Genomic DNA, 22,363 nt, shown 5'->3' on the forward strand with positions numbered 1-22,363 from the left:
AGTTCATATAAATCAGACATTAAAGTGTTAATATGAAATAAAGTTCATTTTTCCTGTTTACTTGGATCAATGGCTAAAGTATCTTTTTTGTTAAGCTATTCTTGCTTATCTAAAAGGCTATACTTATCATTCAAGGAGAAACCCTTTTTATTAATTTTTATCAAACAAAAAAGCCCCATCTATGGGGCTTTCTTCAACTTCATAAACCTCTACAAACCCTATCAGCTTTTCTTTTCAATCAACACAACAGCCTCAACATGCTGGGTATGAGGGAATTGGTCGACCAATTGGAATTTACTTATTTCATAGCCGAAGTCTCTCAGCCAGGCTAAGTCTTGAGCTAAGGTCTTCGGATTACAGGAGACATAGATTATCTTCTCCAAGCCTAAGCGCCCAATCCGACGCATTATTTTCCCACCGGCACCGTTACGGGGAGGATCGAGTAAGAGCAGGTCCGCTTGACCCCATTCCGCCTCAATTTCAGCCAAACCATGGCGGGCATCACGAGCAATAAAGTGTGCATTCTCGATGCCATTATCCCGAGCATTGCGTTTGGCTGATTCAATGGACTGTTCAACGATCTCAATACCAACCAAGGCCTTGGCCCGCTTAGCTAGAGGTAAGCTGAAGGTCCCTACCCCACAGAAAAGATCAATCACTAAGCTATCTTGATCGAGGTCGGCCCAGTCACAGGCTAAATCAATCATTCGTTGGGCTTGGACGGGATTAGGTTGGAAGAAGGTATCGAAATACAGCCGGTAATTGAAACCAGCCAACTCATCACAAATATAGTCTCGGCCAGCCAGGACTTCCACTTGGTCAGCCCCCATCCGGTCCGCAATGGCCGTATTTTTAATCCACATCAAACTCTTAATCTCAGGATAAGCCTGCATCCGCTGAATGAGATCTTCAATAACGCCTGGATCAAGCTTAGCCGCTTCTTCTTGGGCAAAAATGGCAACCATGACTTCCCCACTTTGGTGTCCTTGGCGCAAGAGTAATTGTCTGAGCAAACCTTGCTTCGACTGTTTTTCGTAACCTGCTAAGTTCCAGGCCTTTTGCCAGGCTTGAACTTCTTCTTTTAGGATCATGAAAATTTCTGGGGCCAGGATATTCTTTTGCCAATCAACAATCTGATACTGGTCCCCCTGGACGAAGAAACCCAAGTCGCCGTTAATAGAGAAGCTCAATTCGAGTTTATTGCGGTAGTGGTAAGGATCATCCATCCCCCATACCTCGCCCACTAGGCTGGGATCAAAGCCCTGGTCAGCCAAGAACCCCTGGGTGAGGGCGCGTTTATAAGCCAATTGGTCGGCATAGTTCATGTATTCTAGAGGAGCGCCACCAATTTGAGGACCATTTAATTCATAGCCTCCAATCCGACTAGGTGCCGGTTCAATAATCCGGTCATAGGTCCGCGTTGCACGTCTCCTTCCTCTGGCATTGGGTACAGTAACTAATAACTTATCCCCTGGTAGGGCTTTAGGAATCTGGAGCTTTAGCTTTCTACCCTTGCCCATCTCCGTATCAGGAAAACGATACTGAGCTAGGCCCAGCCCCTTCTCAGATAATCCCGTCACTTCAACTTCTAATTGTTCACTTGGATAACCTTGCTTCATCGGCAAATCCCCTCTATTACTTTATTTTGTATCAATCTGAAAAATTCATCCTGTTTAGTAAAGCATAATCTCAACCCGGGCGCAAGTGATTCTCTAAACGGTAGTCAGAGAAAATTTAATCCTGTAAAGCTCCTAGCCCGGAAATTAGGCATCAGATCCTGTACTTGTTATAATAAAGGTAAATAAGATTCTTAGAAAGGAAGTTCACCATGACTGCAATGACTGTTGATAATACCCTAGTTCTTGTCATCGATATTCAAGAAAAACTGGTTCCCGCAATGCATGATTCCGATACTTATCTGGCTAACCTGCAATTTCTTCTTGAAGGCTTGAACCACTTAGGCGTTAAGAAAGTGGTAACCGAACAATACCCTCAAGGTTTAGGCGCTACCCATCCTGACATCAAGAGCTATCTAACCGAGGCACCGGTTTACGCGAAGACCCGTTTCAATGCCTGCATTCCCGAAGTTCTCAACCACATCACCCCTGGCATTGAACATATGGTAATTATTGGGATGGAAACACCTATCTGTGTGGAACAAACCGCCCATCAATTATTAGAGGATTATCCTCAAGTGCAAGTAACTTTGGTTCGTGACGCAGTAACCGCTAGAAGTGCTCAAGAACACGAATGGGCCCTCAGCCAACTCCAAGCAGATGGCGCGACTCTCCTATCCAGTGAAAGCTTACTCTACCGTCTCCTAGAAGACGCCAAAAACCCGCACTTCAAAGCAATTTCTAACTTAGTCAAAGAGCGTCAAGCTTAATAAAGTATCCAGGTATTTGGAAATATTCTAGATAAACTCAAAAACAAAAGAGACACAGAAGTATATAGCCCTAACTACACGCTCTGTGTCTCTTTTTATGTGGAAAAGCTTCGCTAGTTTTATTCCATTAACTTTGTCCTAACAATGACAAAAATGACTAAACAAATTACATAATACCCCAGGGCCGGATAGAGAGCTAAGTTCTCTCTAAAAAGAAAACACAAGAGAGCAATCATAATATTGGATGCGATAGAAGGCAAGAGACCTTTAAAGTTTTCAATACCCGTGGCTATATCTTCCTTGCCATCCCTCCTTATACCTTTCTGGTAACTTTTCACCGGCTTGTTGAAAAAGAGTAAGAGAATATTTTCTGTTCCAAGAACACAAAGCAGCTGGACAAGCAGATATCCCTTGTCCACGATCGCTTGCGGATAAAAATTAAAGACTTCTACAAGGGTTAGCAAGAGAAAAACGATAAACAATAAAATAAATTCAAATAGAAGCGTGAAGAGATTCTTACTTATTGTGTAGTCAATAACTTGCCTAGGAGTGCTGAGATTAACTATTTCCTCATGAAAAAGTTCATCGGTGGTAATATACCGAAAGACACTTGAAGCTAAAAGAGTCAAGGCCAGAATGCTTAGCCAGTCCGGCAATTGCATGAAGGCAAAAGTAAACAAAAAGAGTAATCCAAAAAGAAAAGCATAAAGATCTATACTTCCATCTTTAAGAAAAACTTCTTGATTGTTAATTGGAAATAAGACATCATTAATCCTCCTTAAGGATCGATCCATCCGTCTATCTTCCCTGTCATTATAACAAAAAGAGCGACCTTCAGTTGAACGAGGTCGCTTGCCTATCCTAGTGAATACTCTTTTTATAGTAGACTCATCTATCTATCAAAAGGTCTTCGTAAAGCGTTTTTGGGTGCGATCGTGACGATAACCGATACTTTGGTAAAATTGGTGAGCGTCTAGACGATGGACCGCAGAATTTAAGCGGATGTAAAGGAGTTGATGGTTGATGGCATATTTTTCGATAAAGGTCATCAGCTCCCTACCGATGCCCTGGCCTTGGTAGTCAGGACTTACCGCAAGCCCGAGAATATTTAAGCCCGCTTCACTGTAGAGTCCTTCATAAATCTCAGCATGAACAAAAGCAACCGCTCTAGAAGAAACCTTGTCTTCATAAACAGCGATAATATGGTGATCATGATCTTGTGATAATTTCTTGATTTGTGATTGGACGAGATTCAGATCAGCATCGTAGCCGAGTGCTACTTGGCATAATTCCTGAATCGCTTTAGCATCAGTCTCTTGAATGGTTCTAATCATAGAGTCTCATCTCCTAGGAACAAAGGTTTAAAAGTGTCCAAGGAACCCTTAGAATACTTGCTGGACTAGCATTTTATTAAGCTAAATTATATACCTCTTGTAAGAAGTTTTAAAGCTGATTTAAAACTTCTTTTCACTAGCAAAGACCCTAGAGAATAAGCTGTTTGGATTAACTATCTTTAAAGCGGACCCCATTCTCCTTTAATTTATTAATTGTGCCCTTTCCGATCCCATTAATAGCTAGAACTTCTTTTTCCGTTTTTCTTTTAAAATCCTCGGCAGTTTCCAAGTCTTCTAAAAGTAAGGAACGAACATATTGGCTAGCAATATTAGTGAAAATCCCCTTACCTGATAATTTATCGGCTTGGAGATAGGACATGATATTTTTTTCTTTTTGCGCTTGCATATCGTCAAAATAATCAGGAATCAGTTCTCGTAAACTTTGTTTAAAATGCTGATAGAGGAGGCTAGACTGGGTAAAGAGTGGTAAGGTTTCATTTAAAGCGATAGCCAAAGACTGCTTAGAATTTGTACGATAGTCCTCTTCAGGCAAATTGACAAAGACCTTAAATTCATTAAATACTTCATCTTCAAAGAAATAAGCTATATCCGAATTGATGTCTTGTAAGTCTTTAATACGCTGCTTGGCCTGCTTAAAATCCCTTGCTAAGATAAGGCTGGTGGCCATGTAGACAAGCATTTGATCATCATGGCGATAACTGGAATCTCTTTTGAACAACGCCTTGGCCTGCTTATGTTGAAAAGAATTGACGTAAATCGCCATAAGCTTATAGCGAATTCCCATATTGTCATTGGGATTATAACGCAGGATATGCTTAGCTATTTTTTCAGCTTTCTCCATGAACAAACCCTCCTTGTATAAATCTAACAAGGTATTTTCTACACGGAAATAAGGCCGATTTTCTACAGCAAAATAGCCAGACTCTTTGATTTCCCTGCGATGAGACTTGAAGTAGTCATCTGCCTTGGTTTGAAGCTTTGATATCGCTTCAAAATCTGGAAAATGACTAAGTACCCAAGCACAATAAATATCTAGGTTATCAGAATCTAAGGCATAAGCCTCTTCAATTAAGGCCGCTAAGGCCGCTTGTTGACTTGGATCCTCTGTATACATAGCCGTTTCAAATAAATCCATCGCTCTATTGGAACTATTCTCCTCATCAAAAGACAATAAACCCGCATTATGCAAGCTTATAGCATGAGTAATGGCTGCTTCACCATCCTCAAACTCTCCACTATGCTGGTCGAGAAATTTTTGGATATTTTTAAAAATATGTTCATTTTCGAAAGACATGTCTTCACCTTCCCTAGCCTTATTAGTCAGCCCCTTTCTCCTTGTCTAATTATAGGATGTCTAGTTTATCTTATCCTATGTCAAATACGAGTGTAAGAGCCCTTCCTTGTAATCCATACACATTCAGTATATAGCTTATCAGCTTCTTAATCGAATAGTAAAGCCACAATAATTTTTGTCTTGGGACAATAGTGAACTAAGGCAGTCATAATTCCTTCACGACTCATTTTCTCTTCCATAGCCCTATAGGTGAAATAGTCGACCTCAAACACCATACCTATACTAGTCTCAAAGAGATAATAATCCCCGCCATGAGGCAGACTCCGTTCCACACATCTAAGACCAGTGACTTGAAAGGACTGTACCAGGCTGCCATGTATGAGGTCATAAAATAGCTTGTAGGCTTCACAAGCTCCCCAAAAGACTAAACCTAGACCAATAATTCCACTAGCCCAGAAGAATAGCGAGCTGATCACGGGCCTTTCTTTTAGAATCAAAGCCAGGGGAAGCAGACTCGTCATCAGTAAACCAAGTGTCCATAAACCCTGTAAAAAGAATTGGTAGATAATATTTCTCGGCTTAAAGCTAACAAGCACCGCATAGACAGCCAAGCAAACGATCCCAGTGAATCCCATATAAGCAATAATATTCATTTCTTTTTCCTTTTCTGCTAACTATTCGGATATTCCAAACTGTTGGCTCTCTATAACTTATTTCATCTTACCTTTTTCTTTTAATCGCTTAATCTTATTTTGGACTTCTCTAATTTCCTCTAGACCTACACTTTTATCGGCAATCATCTGATTTAGCCGAAATTCTAGGCGGCTAATCTCTTTTTCTCGCTTATCCTGATTGTCTTTCTGGTAAGAAGGACTTAGCAGCTTCTTATGCTTAATGACATATTGCTTGTCCGCACAATGATTGACAAATTCCTGGTCGTGGGAAACCAGTAGGATAGCAGCAGGATGACTTCTGATAAAGTGCTCGACACTTTCAAGGGTTTGAATATCTAAATAATTAGTCGGTTCGTCTAGTAGCAAGAGATGGTAGTCTCCTAGTAATAATTTAGCGAAAGCCAAGCGGACGCGCTCGCCTCCCGATAGGCCCTTAACCTTATCACTCAGTTTATTTTCTTTGAAACCTAGAGACCCTAGAACCTGATGAATCAAGCCATTCGACTGTAAACTGTCTTCACTAACATTTTCTAGAATGCTTTTATTCAAATGGAGCTGATCAAAATTTTGCCTAAAATAGCCTATATTTAAATTTTCCCTGTAATAGCCGGAGAGCTGGTGATGGAATAACTGACCTAGAAAGGTAGTTTTTCCTGCTTGGTTGGGTCCCTGGATAGCAACTTTATCTCCTGCTTGCAATTTAAATTCTGGAAAGGTAAATAATAAGCGTTCACCAACATGAACTTGACCCGCCTCTAAGCCTAGCAAGCTTTGCCCAGCTTTGACTGCTAAATTACCAACAGCTTTAAAGCGATACTGCCGTTCTTTCTTGGGACGTGCGACTGGGTCAAGCTGGTCAATTCTTCTTTTTAAAGCCTTAGCTGACCTGGCTAAACCTTTCTGCTGACCATCATATTTCCCCGCGTATCCACTTACCTTATAATCTGAGCGAGAAAGGTTCTTTTTCTTCTTTTTAAAATTTTGCGCCCGCAAATTTCTTTCTTGGATCTCTTCCTCTAATTGATGAACTTTCTTTTGATAATTTTTATAAGCGACTTCCTGTCCTTGAATTGCCTTTGTCTTGGCTCTTTGATAATCATCATAGTTGCCTACATACTTAGTCACTTTCCCTTGGTCGAGCTCCCAAATTTGATCCACTACTTGATTTAATAAGTGACGATCATGAGAAACCATCAGGACAGTGCCCGAATATTTTTCCAAAGTTTGGGTTAACCAATCAATATTTTCAACATCTAAATTTGAAGTTGGTTCATCGAGAATGAGGAGTGCTGCCCTTTTGTTGAAGGCTTCCTCCAGCATTCTTTTCTCTTGCTCTCCCCCAGACTCTATAGTCGTTTTTTTGAGTTGAGGAAGATAAGCATAGCTCTGATGAATAATAATTTGACCTATATACTCCTGGTCTAGTCCCGCCAGCATGCCTAATAAGGTTGATTTTCCCACGCCATTCTTGCCGATAAGGCCGATTTTATCTCCCTGATTAGCTATTAACTGGTCAATTTGAAATAATTGACGATCTGCAATCATCTTCGAAACATGTAATAATTTTATTACTTCCATATTTAGCTCTCCTATAAGTTCAGTGCTACCATCAGCGATCAATCTGAGCTAAAAATGGGTACACAAAAAGACATGATAATAAACCAAGTGTCTGAGTGCATACTTATCCCCTTAAATGATGGGAAAAATATTAGCTCAGATGCTTAGATTAAAATTACCATGTCTTTTTTACCTCGGATTTCTTAAGTTAATTTTATTATAGCAAATTTTTTCAGCCAGGTATAGTTATCACTCATGGTCGTCTTAGGCATTTTTGATATTTCTTCTCTTCTCGATTCAATCCAAATATTGTCTCAACCAGTCTTGGTAGACTAATAAATTGTCAGGGATATCTTCATTTAAAAGCCTTAGGCGGTCAATTTCATCATCAAGCTGGCTTAAAATGACTCTTATTAGTTTCACAGGTGCAAAAAGGTGAAGGGCAACCGCTGCTTGCTGGCCCTGTCGATTAGTGATAATGAGCTGGTCATATTTTATCTGGTAAGTGAGTATTTCTTCATAATAAATGAGAACCTGCTTACCAATGGTTTTCACCAGGAATTTTTCATCATCTTCCGCATATAAATAATGCCTGTCCACCATGTATAAGTAAATTCCTGTTATCCAAAAGACTGAGGATAGGACTGAAAAGATAATGAAGGCTAGCTTATCGACCTCTTGTTCAGCAAAAGTTAAAAGACCTGTCATGATGAGCAGGATCACCGCCAAGCCCATTAAAAAGTAGGCAATAATCAGGATTCTTTTTGGGGCTTTTTGGATGATAGGTTCTTGAGTAGTCGTCTCAGCTGCTTGGATTTGTTTCTTTCGCTGCTTAGCCCGCCAATTCATAAAGATCCCTAGCAAAGAAGCGACTAAGAAAGTAGTTTGCTGGATGATAAAGATACTTTTCAAGGTATTTCCTCCCTGGACCAAAAAAACATTTACTTCTCTTCTGATCACTTTTTTATTGTACAAGCGTCATGGTAATCACCAGTTTAGTTTTTGGATAGTAGTCAATCAGGTAGGCAAGCTCAGACTTATAAAGTGAAAAATTTTCGCCTTCTAACCAAAGAAAAACATTTTTGACAGTCTGATACTGAGACCTATCCACCCGCAAATTTATTCCCTCCACGGTCTCCAAACGATAGGTGGTTGCTTGGAGGTTGATATGGGATTCTCTTACCGCCCGCTTTACATGAAAAATCTGTTTTTGGGAACCTTGGACTTGGTCATCGATTAGGCGATACAATCCCCAGCTACCACAAATAATAAGGATAAGCATACAGAGACCTAAAAACCAAAATTTCCAATCTTTGTAGCTAAAGTCACCCATTAAGATCAGATTTAAGACCAGGAAACCTATAAAAAGCAAGCCAGCTTGGTCTATCCATTCTACAAATAACTTAAATTTTTTACTTGCTGACTGCCGACTTTTCAAGCCATTAGCCAACAGTAGAAAAAGTACTCCCAAGATTCCTATTACCCCTAAGAACAGACTCATCTCTCCCACCTATTCACCAGTCAAAATCGCCTTCTTATATTCTGCCAAAAACTTTATTTATCACTATTAAAATCTTATTCTTATCTCTTATAAATTTGTTTCATATTTTATCACAGTTTAAAACTTAAAGCCTTTATATAAGAAACCATCTTTTTAACAGTTAAGTAAACATTTAACACTTAATAAGCTCGTGTTAATGTGAGAGGGGAAGTCGCCAACAGAAAAAAGCTCCAATCCTGGAGCCTTTCTAACATTTTCGTTTATCACTTTAAAATTAAGGTGTCTAAATTCATAGCTTATTTAATTTTTTGAAAGCTCACTTGCCAATCGGGGCCGTAACCTACCTTATAGGCTTGGGCAAAGCTGTTTTGATTGAGAGCCACGGCCAAGTTCTTAAGTGAATTGCAGTAAATAAGCGCTCGGCTTTGCGGAACCGATTGGAAGGATTGGACCACGGGAACCACGTCATCATAGACAGTCTGCCCTTGGTGATGAATCTGAAGATGCAATTGGTCTCCTGTTTTGACTTCTAATTCCTGTAAATAATCATAGGGAATATTGGTCCATAAAGAGCCAAAGCGTTCATCGTGGATAGCAATGTGACCACTGAGAAGACCTTGCTCACGATTTATTTGGTAATCAGCAATATCAAAGAGCGTTAACTCACTCATAGTGACTTCTTCGCCCACCTCACTTAGCGGCAGTTGCCCACTCGATAAGCGTGCAGCAGTATAAGCATATAAATCACGACCATAGAAAGTATAGGATTGATTGGTTGAAGGTAACAGGTTCTTCTCCTTATCAATTTCCCAAACAGCCCGGATGCCCACATATTTAGCTAGGAAAGAGAGTGTCCCATTATTAGGGGTGACAATATAGTGACCACTATCTAATAAAGCGATCACTGACTTTTGCTTGTAGCCCACGCCAGGGTCCACAATCGAGACAAAAATCGTCCCCTGAGGCCAGTAGGAATAGGTCTGATAAAGCCGGTAACCAGCCAAATAAATATCATAAGGGGGAATGTTATGGGTTAAGTGATGGATACTGAGACTCTCATCAACCGTCACTACCACCCCTGTCATGGCCGATACCGCTCCATCATTAAGTCCAAAGTCACTTTGAAAGACTAATTGCTGACGAAAAGCCGGTACTTTACTAAAATCGATACCCATATCTATTCCTCCTCACTCAATACTACTTCGACACTAACCCCAACCCCATAAGGCAGGTCGTATTTAGAAATAAAACTGCCCTGGTTAATAGCTAGACTCAAGTTGCCAAATTCATTCTGATAAATAGTTAATTCCCCTAAGCTCACCTCGCCAAAGGTCTTATGGATTTGAATCGCTTCATCGAAGACGACTGCTCCACTCGCTGAACCCACAATGACTCTAACTGACTTCCCGGCTTGGTCTTTTAACCAGGCAAAGGGAATATTGGTCCAATAATTACCAAAGTTAGGGTCAATAATCTCACCCATTCCCGTCAAGTGGTCCTTGGTTTTTTCCGGATCGATCAAGTCAAAAGTAACAATCTCATCTACCGGGTATTCATGGCCAAAATCTTCAAAGGCCACTTGTCCACTAGCTAGCCGAGCCACACAATAGGCAAAGACATCACGGCCATGAAAGACCGATATTTCCTCCGTCCCCTGGTCTTTGAGGCGGTGGCAGTCAATATCAATCTCAACCACCCTTTCAATCCCAAAGTGTTCGGCAACATGGGTCAGGCTCCCGTTATCGGGGCTCACAATGGTGTAGCCGTTTTTGGTCTGGGCAAACAAGCCCGCCGACTGGTCCCCACGCCAGGATCAACGACTGAAACGAAAATGGTTCCCTTAGGCCAGAATTGCATGGGTTGGTAAAGTCGGAAAGAACCGCTCCAGATATCATAGTTGGGAATCTCATGGGTCCCTGTAATAATTTCTAAGTCACGGTCGACTGACTTGACCACCCCATACATGGCGCTGACAGCAGCCTCCTTGTAGGTAAAATCGGTCTGAAATACTAATATAGGTTTCACTATGTTAATGGTCTCCCTTCTCTAGATGGATCAAATAGCTAGGAATAATGAATAAAACTTGCAATCCCTATCTAAATAACCCACAATTCATGCACTCTTCCAGTAAGTCGTAACCACATATAAATAACAAAGATTCCCCCTTGCACCATGGCTAAGAGGCGCATCTGTTTATCATGGTCACCAGGCTCAAGGTCTCCATAGTAAGTCCGTTTTTTCCCTTGGCCATAGCCTCTCAGATCCATGGCACTGGAAATGGTTTCGACCTGGTCAAAAGAGACAATAATTAAGGGCAAGAGAATAGCAGTATTGGCCTTGAGCCGTTTGAAGACGCTGGCCCGCTTAGGATTGAGCTCCAAGCCCCGCATCTGCATGGATTCCTTAATGGCGGTAAAATCACGAAAGATATCCGGCATATATCTCAGCCCCAAGGAGAACATGGTGCCAATTTGGTAAGGAACCCCCATGGCATACAAACCACTGGCTAACTGGGTGGGGGTAATGGTTAAGATAAAGCAGAGACTGATAATCAAACTGCCGATCATCTTCATAATTCTGGCTAAAAAGTAAATTAAGGTCTCATAGGTGATGACAAAGTAATCATTAAAGCGATATAAAACCGTTATTTGTCCCGCCAGATCGGTCCCGGTTAAGGGATTAGCCAGATAGTAAAGCAAGACATTAATCAGGTTCATGATTAACATAAAGCGAAAGATAAACTTCAACGCCCGACTTTCCCGGTAAACCTGCTTAAAGATCCAGGAGTGGATAAGAAAGAGGGGAAGGATAATCCGCAAATCGAAAGACACCATCATTAAGGCTAGCGCAGTAACAAAAACCCATAACTTGGTTGACCCCGCTAGGCGATCAAAGTAGCCATCGCCAATATCATAACGGATAATCAATTGCTCATGCATCTACTTTCCCTCCCTTTCGCTTTTAATAAAAGCCTGAACAAAATCAGCTACCGGTAAATTCAAGCGCTTGGCAAAGTCAAAAATGGATGTCTTCTTCAAGGACGCCCGCTGAACCAGTTGGTCATCAGCTAAAATGTCAAAAATCGGTCGGTCAGCAATTAAGTGGCCGTCTTCAATGACCAAGCCCCGGTCGGTGTATTCCAAGGCGAGGTGCATATCATGGGTGATGAAGATCATGGTCATTTGATAGGTCTGGTTCAAGTCATCAATAAATTCCATGACTTCCCGGTAATGGGCATAATCCGATCCAGCAGTTGGCTCGTCGAGAATAATACAAGTGGGTTCCAAGGCAAGCACGATGGCTACCGATAAGCGTTTTTTCTGTCCGTAACTTAGGGCTGAAATTGGCCAGTTCCGCTTTGGATAAAGGCCGGTAACTTGGAGGACTTGCTGGACCCGATCTTCAATTTCATCCTTATCGACTTGCCGGTATTCCAATCCCAAGGCAATCTCCCGGTAGACTGAATCCGTCACCAGCATTTGATTAGGATTTTGCATGACATAGCCAATCAGTTGGGCAATTTCTTGGATAGTAACCGGGTTACCTAGGCGATCAATACTCCCCAACTGCGGCTTTAAGACACCCGTTAAGAGCTTGGCCAAGGTGGATTTTCCTGACCCATTCTCACCCACAATGGCGATACGTTCTCCTCGTTTAATGGTTAGTTCTGGGATTTGAATAAGCGGCTGCTCGGGATCATAGCCAAAGCTCAAGTCCTCTAAATGAACAATGACTTGGTCAGAATCACTTTGCGAATTTTGACCACTTGCCTCAGCTTCTTTAAAAGCAGAGCCCTCATCATTCCGCCAAGGCTGTTTTCCTTGATAGGGAGCGAGGTCGATGGTCTCTAACTGAGTCAAGCCTTCCTTTTGCTTCAAGCCCCCGTACATATTCTTCAAGGCACTAATATAAAGGGGCTCGCGAATCCCATATTGAATCAAGAGATCAGAAGTAATCAGTTCATCCGGCGTCATCACAGTCACAATCCGTCCTTGGTCTAATAAAACCACCCGATCAATAGGCCGGTGGAGGACATCTTCAAAGCGGTGTTCGATGATGATCACGGTCTTGCCATCCTGCTTATTTAAAGAATCAATGAGTTCAACCATAGATAGTCCCATCTGGGGGTCTAAGGCTGCTAGGGGTTCATCGAAGAGTAAAATTTGGTTCTTTTCCCCTAGAATACCTGCCACAGAGACTTTTTGTTTCTGACCGCCGGACAGGGAATAGGGTAGCGACCGTAACTGGTCAACCACCCCAGCCCGCCGAGCGACCTTGTCAACGAAAGCCCTCATCACAGACCTGGGCGTATTACGGTTTTCCAAAGCAAAGGCAATATCCTCAGCCACATTGATGCCAACAAATTGGGCATCGCTATCCTGCAAGACCGAACCAACCTCTTGGGACAAATCGAAAACCGATGAAGATCCCACCGCGTGCCCAGCAACAGTGGCCGTCCCAGTGATGGTCCCTTCAAACTGGTTAGGAATCAGTCCATTGATGCACTGTCCCAGGGTGGATTTTCCGCTCCCACTGGCGCCTAAAATCAGAATCTTTTCGCCTGGATAAATGTCCAAGTTAATGTCTTTAAGTGCTGGTTCTTGCGCGGAAGCGTAGGTAAAAGAAAAATCTTTAAATTGAATAATTGGTGAAAGACTATTTTGCTGCATTAGTCTTCATCTACCAAGTTTGCTGTCCCCCGATAACGTTTAGCCAGCGTAAAGAGCAAGGGAATGCCAACGACAAGGACAACGATGGCATTGGTTAGAACCGCCACTTGGGCCTGGGTGATGGTAATGGCCAATTCACCCCCGTAGAAAACCTGAGTCAAGAGCGGTGTGATCAAACCAAAGGAAAGTTCTAAGCCAACCACCGATACCAAGGCATAAATCACCGCGTGTTTAGCCGTAAAGATCCCCCGTCGAATATCGGCACCGTAAAGCGGTAAGGCACCGATAAAGAAACAAGCAAACATATTGCCCACGGTCCAATCCAGCCAGAAACCACTTCCGCCTAAAGCATCCGCGAAGACGTTCCCGATCAAACCAACTAAGGCCGCTTGTACCGGTCCGAAGAGGGCCCCAACCACAATAGGGACAATGTAAGCTGTTGATAACTTGGTATTGGTAAAAACAGGAATCCCTCCGTAAGTCATCAAAATCCCAAATAAGGCTGCTCCAATAGCGACTGCAACAATGTTTCGTGTGCTAAAATGTTTATTCATCATTTTTCCTCCTTTACTTAAATCAAATAGCATTAACATTTAAGTTCTTTGTGATTAAGTTATTCTATCATAGCACTTTTGAAAGTGAATTATCATTTACCGATCAAGCGTGCACATTCAACAAAAGATAATTAATTATTGTAAAACTTTTAATTTTTTCGTTTAATGATTAACGCTTTGAATTTCAATCCACTAAAAAAGCCCCCTCACAGGAGCTTCTCTCTACACTTAAATTATACACAAAGTATATTTCGAAACCTCATCCCTTACTTTCACAAAAATCCTACTCCTATAATTTATCCTTCAATGAATTATCTGCTTCCAGCAATTTCTTATAGTAGGCATCATACTGCGGGCTAAACTTCCTTATTAAAGGAATCGCCTTTTCATAATAATGATTGTCCTCCATATAATTTTTAATTTTTTCATTCATTGAGTATAAGGGACTGCTTTTAAAATCATCACTTTCTTTAAAATTTAGATAGGCCTTGACAGACTCTTTGTTACTCTCAAACCATTCGTTAGGCGCTTCAACCGCAGCCTGCTTGCTATTATTCACTTTATCTAACATAGATAGATCTATGTCTGAAGCGATTTTTTCAATCCAGTCTTTTTCTTCTTCGGAAAATTTAATCATGGGCAAGGAGTCTAAATAATCAATATATTCTTCAAAAGCAGCTGCATTTTGCTGTTTAACTGGCTCATTCAAAAAAGGTTGATATGCATAAAAGAAGGCCTGACCAAAGTAACCTGGAAAAATCAATTGCAAGCGTTCATACATGGTGTCATATTTTTTAATCGAAGATATTTCCTGTTCAATTTCTTGAATAGATTCTCCAGCGATTAGCCTTTGCAGCAACTGATGTTTGCGATGATCTAACTCGCTTTTTATTTGTTTTTCACGAAGGATAGTCGCAAGCTGCTTCTCATTATTCAGGATTTCTTCAACTTCATTCAGACTTAAATCTAACTTTCTTAATGTAGCAATCTTATGTAGTTTATCAACATCCAATTCACTATAGCTACGGTAGCCATTTTCTTCCCTATGGGGTGCAATTAGACCTTTTTCTTCATAGTATTCGATTGCCTTCCGTGTTAATCCAGTTTGCTTTTGCACTTCACCGCGTAACATATGACTCCCTCCTTCAATCTAAAGATATCACGGAGCCTCAGGGACAGGTCAAGAATTATCTTCAACATCTTCAATTAATATTAAATTTGAAGAACTTATTCCATCATCTTCCTCACATTTCTTCTCTGAAAAGCAAAAAGCGATGTCCTTAAAAAGTCTCAACTTCTCAAGAACCTCGTTATTATGCTATTTATAACAACTTTATTCATCCATCCTCATATGTGGTGTGGCTAATTTTTTGCAATCAAAAGACCCGACTTAGCCCTCTTTAATATAAGAGGCCTGTCGGGTTTATTTTATCTATACTTGTTAACGTATTCTTAGACTTGTACTTATTGTTTTTTCATTAATTGTTCTATATTTTTATTTAGCCTATCAAGTTGTCTCATGATGATATAATTTTGGACAACCAAAGCACTTAAGCCACTAGAAGATGCTTCATTTGAGTGGTTCAATAGTACCTCCAAATCATCCTGATTAAGGCCTTCCAGATTAAAATCTTCTACAATTTCTTCATATTTCTCTTCATCTTTTTTATCAAATAGTGACATATACAACTATCCTCCTTTTTTTACTATATCAAAGAGCTAAATTTTTTAAAAGTATACACTAGTAGAGCTTATTACAGTCTTTGAAAGAGCTTAGCATCCTTCTTTTTAGTCGACTTCTTGGGAATTTTTGACATGGGGTCTGTTTATTAATTTCTCTTCACTTAGGCCTGTGACATTGATACTACCCACTCAGTGGTTCACTATTCCCACATCATTCCGTCATTAGTTCCGCGTCAGACCCACGACCGCTTCCACATGGTGGGTTTGTGGGAACATATCGACGGGTTGAACCTTACCTAGTTGATAACCCTGGTCGACAAATTTGGCCAAATCACGGGCTAGAGTGGCTGGATTACAGGAAACGTATACAATTTTTGGTGGTTGGACCTCTAAGACAGACTGGATAAAGTCTTCTGCAAGACCCTTGCGTGGTGGGTCAACCACAACGACATCGGGTTTGAGTCCCGCTTGGACCCAGTCTTGGATGACTTCTTCTGCTTTTCCAGCTTGGAAGGTCACATTATCCAGTCCATTGAGCTGAGCGTTTTCGCGGGCTTGGTTAATGGCATCAGGAACAACTTCGACCCCATAAACCTCTTTAGCGGCTTGGGCTAGGCAAAGTGAAATGGTCCCAATCCCACAATAAGCATCCACCACTACTTCATCGCCCTTGAGGTCAGCAGCTTCCAGGGCTTGATGGTAGAGTTTTTCCGCTTGGCTGGTGTTGACCTGGAAGAAGGACTTGGAGGAAATCCGGAAGGTTAGGTCAAACATGCGGTCTTCATAAAGGTCCTCGCCATAGACCACCCGTTGGTCTTGGCCCATGATAACATTGGTATTTTTCTGGTTAGAATTAATCACAATAGAAACTAGGTCAGGAAGTTCGTCTTTGAGTGTTGCGACGATTTTCTCTTCTTCAGGAAGCTTTTTCCCATTAATCACAATCACCAACATGACTTGGCCAGTATAGTAACCCTGGCGAACGATCAGGTGGCGGAGTAAGCCTTGGTGGCTGTCTTCATCATAGGCAGAAATGGGATACTGGTTAAGGATAGCCAGCACTTTTTGTAAGGTTTCATCAATCCCTGGCAGCTGAATTTGATAATCGGTCATGGGAACCAACTTATGCGACCCCTTGCGGTAAAAGCCAGTATAGAGCTTGCCATCCGCTTGACCAATGGGAATTTGGGCCTTATTGCGGTAGTGCCAAGGCTCTTCCATGCCAATGGTTTCTAAGACTTGTGTTTTCTCCAGCAGGCCTTGTTTTTGTAAGCTGTTGACCACCTGTTGGCGTTTAAAGGCCAGCTGGGCCGGATAAGCCATATGTTGCAGAGGCATAGTCCCAGTTCTTAGGCCATTCTCATCACGGAGAGGCACACGACTGTCCGCATCATTATAGCGTTTGAGAACAATCGCAAAGGCAAATTTTTTCAGGACTTTAACCACCTTGACCTGGCAGTCTTCCCCCACTAGGGCATTTTGAATAAATAGGGGGTAGCGGTCGATCTTAGCCACACCCATGCCTTCATAAGTCAGGTCAGTGATGGTGACATCGAGTATCTGGTTCTTTTTAACTGGCGCTTGCCATTTTTTCTTTGCCATATTGACATCCTCTCTCTTTGGTCCTTTATATTATAGCATGGCAAGGAAAGACTTTTCTCCTTTGACAGACATTCCCAAGACTAGCTAAGCGAGCACTTCTTTATACATTTTCTAGCCTTTGTTTTATCCTTATTTAAAAGTCCCAAATGATTTTAGACTAGAAAAGGAGTCTTCACTTGTCCATCACTATCCGCCATCGTTGGCTAGGCACCATTCCCTTATTGGAATGTGTCCCCGAAGACCTAGTTCATAAGACTTTACCTTTAATCATTTACTACCACGGTTGGCGGTCGCACAAGGAATTAAACCTTACCGCTGCCCGCAGATTGGCTCGACTGGGTTGCCGAGTCATTGTGCCCGATGCCGCTAACCATGGTGAGCGCCAAGTGCCTGTTCAAGGTATTCCTTCCCAGACTTTCTGGCAAAGTATCCAGAGCAATCTCTTCGAATTTTCCTATATTGTCGACTTCTTTCAAAGACGCCAGCTAGCTAGTGACCAGGTGGCGGTTGCCGGGGTATCTATGGGTGGGATGACCATCTTTGCCCTCTTGACCCAGCACCCCAATATCCAAGCAGCGGCCGCCTTAATGGGAACTCCCCAACCCCTGGCCTATGCTGAACGTCTTTACCAACACGCCAAAGCCGCCCAGCGTTTTATGCCAGATGATTATTTCAAGCTCATCGCTTGGCTAGAAAACTATGACCTGTCTAGACACAGTGAGCGCTTAGGCCAACGTCCCTTATTTATCTGGCACGGCCGCCAAGACCAGCGCGTCCCCTTTGACCAGACGGAAGCCTTTGTTAAAGAGAACCCCGCTGCCCATATTCATTTTCTAGCGGAAGATGCCGGTCACCTGGTCGATATCGATACGACTAAGGCCATGGTCAATTTCTTCGACCAGCACTTTATTCGAAAAGACCCATCCACCATTCACACTTGATCAGATCAAACTGTTATGTCTCTGCCCTGATGCATGTTACTATGAAGTCAAATTCAAGCAGTCTGACAAAATAGAGAAAGGAAAGATTCAATGAAAACCTATAAGTTATCTAATAGTGTTGAAATTCCTGCCATCGGTTTTGGTACCTGGAAATTGGAAGAAGGCGACATGGTGGTCAATGCCGTCAGCTATGCCTTGGAAGTGGGTTACCGCCATATCGATACTGCCCAATACTACGGCAATGAACATGGGGTGGGCCAAGCCATCAAAAAGAGTCCCGTGCCCCGGGAAGACATCTTCTTAACCACAAAAGTTTGGAACGATAAGGTCGGTTACGAAGATACCCTGGCCTCCTTTGAAGAATCCTTAGAAAAATTAGGCACAGACTATGTCGACCTGCTCCTCATCCACTGGCCTAATCCCAAACCTTATCGAGAAGAACCCGGCTATAAAGAACGGAACGCCGAAGTCTGGCGGGCTCTAGAAACTATCTATGAAAAAGGCCAAGCCAAGGCCATTGGGCTCTCTAACTTCCTCCCTTACCACCTGGACGCCCTCTTAGAATCCGCTAAGGTCATTCCTATGGTTAACCAAATTAAGTTAACCCCAGGTCTGGTTCAAGAAGATATCGTCAACTATTGCAAGAAACATAATATTCTCCTAGAAGGTTACAGCCCGCTTGGGTCAGGAGAGATCTTCGACAATGAAGAAGTTCAAGCCATTGCCGACCGCTTAGGCTATTCGGTAGCTCAAATTGCCCTGGCTTGGTCCTTAAAACATGGCTTTGTGCCACTCCCACGGTCTAAGACCCCAGAAAATATCAAAGCCAATTTAGATGTCTTTGATATCCAACTGACTGACCGCGATATGGAATTACTGGATACTGTCGCTGACGTCGAAGCCCCAGATCCTGATAGCAAACCCTTCTAAAAACAACAGTTAAAAAGCGTTATTTCCCATTTTAAGAAATAACGCTTTTTCTTTTGCCTTAAATTAGGCTAATCTTCGGGCACTTCGACCACTTGGCGGTCAAAGGGATCTTTAGAGAAGCCTTGGTCAAGGATCTTCTTGGCCCACTCTTGGGCACCAAAGAGGGAGTGGTCACGGTAATTCCCACAGGACACCGCTTCGGTTCCTTGGACATCCGACCAATCGCTCTTAATAATATCCCGTAACACTTTAGTATAAGCTACCGCAACTTCTTCGGGTTCCGCTTGGCCCCACATGATCAAATAGAAACCGGTCCGACAGCCCATTGGGGATAGATCAATCACCCCATCCAGATAGTCACGGATATAAGCCGCTGACATATGCTCAATAGTATGAAGGGCTGCAGTAGAGATTGCTTGTTCATTGGGTTGGACTAAACGAATATCGAACTTGGTGATTTGGTCACCATGTTCCCCCTCTTCACGACCAGCCACCCGTACATAAGGGGGCTTCACTTTATTGTGGTCTAAATCAAAACTTTCAACTTTTGCCATATTTTCACGCTCCTTTATCACTTTCCTTATTAATGATAACACAGGCAGTGGTAATGGGCTATGGGTCTAGCTTGAGCTAGGGCAAATGACTTTGTCGAAGGAGCATTTGTGGTTGAATTAAAACTTTTTGGTAAGGACGTTGAGGTTCCTTCAAACGCTCTAATAATCTTTCCACTGCCACCTGACCAATTTCTTCAGTTTTCACATCAACACTAGTCAGTTGTGGGGTCGTCACTTCCCCGTAAGAATCGCCATTGATGGATAAGATCGGTATATTAATTTTTAAATCTTGCATGACCCCTAAAAAGCCAAAAGCGATGGGATCATTGGAACAGATGATCACCTCAGGCAAGGTCTCTCTTTGACTAAAAAATTTCTTGGCGGCTTGAGTACCGGAATAAGAACTTTGTTTGATGGAAATAATTTCTTGGCAGTCAATGGTCGGGTACTTCGGCAAGATAGCCCGTAAAATTTGTTCCTTACTGCTGGTCAAACGGGCCTGATCAATTTCTTCACCAGATACATAAACCAAGGAATGATACCCTTCATCAGCCACCTGGCCTAATAAAAGTTCCATGGCTTTTTCAATATCATAGGCCACCTGGTCCATGTGATCAGGGAAAAAATTCATTAAGCAAACCGTGACAATGGGGTAACCTCGATAAGCAGTGATGATTCCTTTTTGCTCTGCTTTAGTAAAATTGCCCAATAATAGGACGCCATCAAAAGTCCGTTTGAACTGTTGTAAGCGGCTAACGGGAACAAAATAACAAGTGTACCCATATTCATGGATGATGGATTCAATTCCAAAACGCATATTAAAATAATAAGCATTATCGATATGGTCGCGGAAATGGTCGTCTTTATGAATGACGAGAATATCATAGGCCTGGCTACTGACACCACGTATGACATAGTTCATGGCTTGAGCGACGGCCGTGATCTCTTGACGGGTAGAGCTTTTAACGGATAAGGTAGAATCTTCTCTCAATACTCTAGAAATCGTTGATACAGAATAACCTGTTGCCTTAGCAATATCCTTTAAAGTTGTCATCTACTCACCTTCAACACATTGCATTAAATATCGTCACTTATACTTTGATAACCAATCACCTGATAATTGTCGTTTTCTGGCACTTCAACAATATCATGGTTGGCTAGATAATTGATGATTAAGTTGGGAATATCGGTTGGCAGTTCTTCTAGGACCTTATCTCTGGAGAAATGTGGGAAGTTACCGCCTCCCGCCATCCGATATTGGTTAATGGCTAGGTACAATTCATCATCTTCTTCAACCGCTTGGCCCTGATAGTCTAGTTGAACAATCCGCTGGCCTCGGTCTTTAGACACATCAATCGTGTAGTCAATCCCCGAATAAATATCATAGTTATAAACTTCTACCTTAGGATTGAGGTAATCCTCACTAATTACCAAGTTGCCTTGGTGATCTAAGGCAAAGTACTCCGCATTTTTCTCTAAGTTTTCTCTCAGTTCTTTACCGCTTAGCTTAATTCGACACAAGCCATTAGGGAAAGGATAATTAATCACCAAATCACGTATGGTCACTTCTTGCTTTAAGCCGTAGACGTCCAAATTAAAAACTGAAGAGGCTGAAATATCAGTTCCTGCGGCTTCCATCTGAATTTTATTGGTCAAGGCAAAATAAGGATTGCCCTCAACTTGAGCCTCAAAGAAATTATCCACTAAGGCGGGTCGATTCAAGTGGCCAAGTGGCTGATCTAACCAATTTTGAATCTTTTCATTATCCTCTGCCAGTAATTCTTCTAAGCCTTGGTCAGCCGGCTGGTCAGCAAGCGAGTGCAATTGGCAGCTTACTAGCTTTTTATTCAGCCTGCCATCTGCTCCTTTATCAACTTCTAAAATGACTTCGCCATATTTTTGCGCCCGAAAACCCGGCTGAATGATGGGTATCCCCTGCCATACGGTCGCAATCTCACGGTGTTGGTGCCCGGTAAAGAAGGCATCAATCGGCAAGCCACTGGTTAATAGGGCATAGCCTTCATTTTCTCCGGTTAAGTCCTCTTCCGGTTGGCCGGTCTCCAAATTACATTCAAAGCCCCCATGATAGATAATAAAAATAAGATCACAGTGTTCGCTTTCTTTCATCAATGGGATATAGTATTGGGCCGTCTCCAGGGCGGACTTAAATTCTAAGCCCTCAATATTCTCTTCCTTCTCCCAATGAGGAATATACTGGGTAACCAATCCCAGGACCCCAATTCGAATATCTTCACATTGAAAAATCCGATAGGGCTTATGGCAAAAGACCTCTCCATCTGAAATCACGTTAGCCAAAGCCAGGGAATCAGGCATATGGCTAATGGATTTCTTTAAATAATCTAAGCCAAAATTAAATTCATGGTTACCCAGGGTCCAGACATCAGGCTGCACATAATTATAGACCTGGCTGGATATCTTGGCATAGTCATGATGGCTTTCCTCATAATTGGTCAAGGGCGAGCCCTGAATCATATCCCCACTTTCCAGATACAGGAGATGCTCTTCCTGGCGACGCTTGGCCTTTAAAACACTGGCAAAACGGGATAGACCGTTAGCCGTCTTTTTATTCCTTGCTTGAAAACTTTGGGTTGAAAAATGTCCATGAACGTCACTCATGGCGAGTAAAGTTAATTTCATGCTT

At 42.1% G+C, this 22,363-nt stretch carries 22 protein-coding genes and 1 pseudogene; 3 read left to right on the forward strand and 20 right to left on the reverse strand.

Annotated features, from left to right (window positions below):
- Window positions 1–221 precede the first annotated feature (221 nt).
- The gene (gene rlmD, locus HMPREF9243_RS09065; protein ID WP_013668725.1) at window positions 222–1,619 is read right to left on the reverse strand and encodes a 23S rRNA (uracil(1939)-C(5))-methyltransferase RlmD; all 1,398 of its coding nucleotides are present in this window, start codon (window positions 1,617–1,619) and stop codon (window positions 222–224) included.
- A gap of 209 nt (window positions 1,620–1,828) precedes the next feature.
- Here rlmD (HMPREF9243_RS09065) and HMPREF9243_RS09070 point away from each other — a divergent pair, with 209 nt between their 5' ends.
- The gene (locus HMPREF9243_RS09070; RefSeq protein WP_013668732.1) at window positions 1,829–2,386 is read left to right on the forward strand and encodes an isochorismatase family protein; all 558 of its coding nucleotides are present in this window, start codon (window positions 1,829–1,831) and stop codon (window positions 2,384–2,386) included.
- 119 nt (window positions 2,387–2,505) lie between these two features.
- Here HMPREF9243_RS09070 and HMPREF9243_RS09075 read toward each other — a convergent pair whose 3' ends face one another.
- From HMPREF9243_RS09075 to rlmD (HMPREF9243_RS09145), 16 genes and pseudogenes are all read right to left on the reverse strand, one after another.
- A complete protein-coding gene (locus tag HMPREF9243_RS09075) occupies window positions 2,506–3,180 on the reverse strand; it encodes a hypothetical protein (RefSeq protein ID WP_013668598.1) in 675 nt (224 codons plus the stop codon).
- Window positions 3,181–3,285: 105 nt separating this feature from the next.
- Complete coding sequence (locus HMPREF9243_RS09080; protein ID WP_013669329.1) at window positions 3,286–3,720, reverse strand: GNAT family N-acetyltransferase; 435 nt, start codon at window positions 3,718–3,720, stop codon at window positions 3,286–3,288.
- A 169-nt stretch (window positions 3,721–3,889) separates the two neighbouring features.
- Window positions 3,890–5,035, reverse strand: a complete 1,146-nt coding sequence (locus tag HMPREF9243_RS09085) for a hypothetical protein (protein ID WP_013668884.1) — start codon at window positions 5,033–5,035, stop codon at window positions 3,890–3,892.
- Between the two features lie 146 nt (window positions 5,036–5,181).
- A complete protein-coding gene (locus HMPREF9243_RS09090; protein WP_013669597.1) occupies window positions 5,182–5,688 on the reverse strand; it encodes a hypothetical protein in 507 nt (168 codons plus the stop codon).
- 57 nt (window positions 5,689–5,745) lie between these two features.
- Window positions 5,746–7,287 carry a ribosomal protection-like ABC-F family protein gene (gene abc-f, locus HMPREF9243_RS09095; RefSeq protein WP_013669675.1) on the reverse strand — a complete coding sequence of 514 codons (1,542 nt, stop codon included), beginning with the start codon at window positions 7,285–7,287 and terminating at the stop codon, window positions 5,746–5,748.
- 276 nt (window positions 7,288–7,563) lie between these two features.
- Window positions 7,564–8,178 carry a hypothetical protein gene (locus HMPREF9243_RS09100; RefSeq protein WP_013668928.1) on the reverse strand — a complete coding sequence of 205 codons (615 nt, stop codon included), beginning with the start codon at window positions 8,176–8,178 and terminating at the stop codon, window positions 7,564–7,566.
- Between the two features lie 52 nt (window positions 8,179–8,230).
- Window positions 8,231–8,767 carry a hypothetical protein gene (locus HMPREF9243_RS09105; RefSeq protein ID WP_013669926.1) on the reverse strand — a complete coding sequence of 179 codons (537 nt, stop codon included), beginning with the start codon at window positions 8,765–8,767 and terminating at the stop codon, window positions 8,231–8,233.
- A gap of 296 nt (window positions 8,768–9,063) precedes the next feature.
- Window positions 9,064–9,942, reverse strand: a complete 879-nt coding sequence (locus HMPREF9243_RS09110) for an S-adenosyl-l-methionine hydroxide adenosyltransferase family protein (RefSeq protein ID WP_013669184.1) — start codon at window positions 9,940–9,942, stop codon at window positions 9,064–9,066.
- Window positions 9,943–9,944: 2 nt separating this feature from the next.
- A complete protein-coding gene (locus tag HMPREF9243_RS11035; RefSeq protein WP_326494204.1) occupies window positions 9,945–10,250 on the reverse strand; it encodes an SAM hydroxide adenosyltransferase in 306 nt (101 codons plus the stop codon).
- A 135-nt stretch (window positions 10,251–10,385) separates the two neighbouring features.
- A pseudogene (locus HMPREF9243_RS11040) lies at window positions 10,386–10,732 on the reverse strand (S-adenosyl-l-methionine hydroxide adenosyltransferase family protein); the annotation flags it as partial.
- Window positions 10,733–10,863: 131 nt separating this feature from the next.
- Window positions 10,864–11,706 (reverse strand): energy-coupling factor transporter transmembrane protein EcfT, encoded by an 843-nt coding sequence (locus HMPREF9243_RS09120; protein WP_013668942.1) that lies wholly within the window; start codon window positions 11,704–11,706, stop codon window positions 10,864–10,866.
- Entirely contained in the window at window positions 11,707–13,437 is a 1,731-nt protein-coding gene (locus HMPREF9243_RS09125) for an ABC transporter ATP-binding protein (protein ID WP_013669680.1), read from the reverse strand. It lies immediately after the preceding gene.
- Window positions 13,437–13,994 carry an ECF-type riboflavin transporter substrate-binding protein gene (locus tag HMPREF9243_RS09130; protein WP_013668752.1) on the reverse strand — a complete coding sequence of 186 codons (558 nt, stop codon included), beginning with the start codon at window positions 13,992–13,994 and terminating at the stop codon, window positions 13,437–13,439. The genes HMPREF9243_RS09125 and HMPREF9243_RS09130 overlap by 1 nt, the downstream gene beginning before the upstream one ends.
- Before the next feature lie 286 nt (window positions 13,995–14,280).
- The gene (locus HMPREF9243_RS09135) at window positions 14,281–15,123 is read right to left on the reverse strand and encodes a MerR family transcriptional regulator (protein WP_013669498.1); all 843 of its coding nucleotides are present in this window, start codon (window positions 15,121–15,123) and stop codon (window positions 14,281–14,283) included.
- Between the two features lie 332 nt (window positions 15,124–15,455).
- On the reverse strand, window positions 15,456–15,674 hold the full coding sequence (locus HMPREF9243_RS09140) for a hypothetical protein (protein WP_013669203.1): 219 nt from the start codon (window positions 15,672–15,674) through the stop codon (window positions 15,456–15,458).
- Between the two features lie 222 nt (window positions 15,675–15,896).
- A complete protein-coding gene (rlmD, locus tag HMPREF9243_RS09145; RefSeq protein ID WP_013669220.1) occupies window positions 15,897–17,276 on the reverse strand; it encodes a 23S rRNA (uracil(1939)-C(5))-methyltransferase RlmD in 1,380 nt (459 codons plus the stop codon).
- 176 nt (window positions 17,277–17,452) lie between these two features.
- Between rlmD (HMPREF9243_RS09145) and HMPREF9243_RS09150 the strand changes: the two genes are divergently transcribed.
- Both HMPREF9243_RS09150 and HMPREF9243_RS09155 read left to right on the forward strand, forming a co-directional pair.
- Complete coding sequence (locus tag HMPREF9243_RS09150; RefSeq protein WP_013669774.1) at window positions 17,453–18,217, forward strand: alpha/beta fold hydrolase; 765 nt, start codon at window positions 17,453–17,455, stop codon at window positions 18,215–18,217.
- Window positions 18,218–18,307: 90 nt separating this feature from the next.
- Window positions 18,308–19,147, forward strand: a complete 840-nt coding sequence (locus HMPREF9243_RS09155; protein ID WP_013668990.1) for an aldo/keto reductase — start codon at window positions 18,308–18,310, stop codon at window positions 19,145–19,147.
- Window positions 19,148–19,215: 68 nt separating this feature from the next.
- Here the strand turns inward: HMPREF9243_RS09155 and HMPREF9243_RS09160 are convergent, their stop codons facing one another.
- From HMPREF9243_RS09160 to HMPREF9243_RS09170, 3 genes are all read right to left on the reverse strand, one after another.
- The gene (locus tag HMPREF9243_RS09160) at window positions 19,216–19,701 is read right to left on the reverse strand and encodes an S-ribosylhomocysteine lyase (protein WP_013669057.1); all 486 of its coding nucleotides are present in this window, start codon (window positions 19,699–19,701) and stop codon (window positions 19,216–19,218) included.
- Window positions 19,702–19,777: 76 nt separating this feature from the next.
- Window positions 19,778–20,755: a LacI family DNA-binding transcriptional regulator gene (locus HMPREF9243_RS09165; protein ID WP_013669745.1), complete on the reverse strand. Its 978-nt coding sequence runs from the start codon at window positions 20,753–20,755 to the stop codon at window positions 19,778–19,780.
- Window positions 20,756–20,778: 23 nt separating this feature from the next.
- The gene (locus tag HMPREF9243_RS09170) at window positions 20,779–22,359 is read right to left on the reverse strand and encodes a bifunctional UDP-sugar hydrolase/5'-nucleotidase (protein WP_013668989.1); all 1,581 of its coding nucleotides are present in this window, start codon (window positions 22,357–22,359) and stop codon (window positions 20,779–20,781) included.
- Between the last annotated feature and the right edge of the window lie 4 nt (window positions 22,360–22,363).

The sequence above is a fragment of the Aerococcus sp. Group 1 genome, from assembly GCF_000193205.1.
Classification (GTDB): domain Bacteria; phylum Bacillota; class Bacilli; order Lactobacillales; family Aerococcaceae; genus Aerococcus; species Aerococcus urinae_A.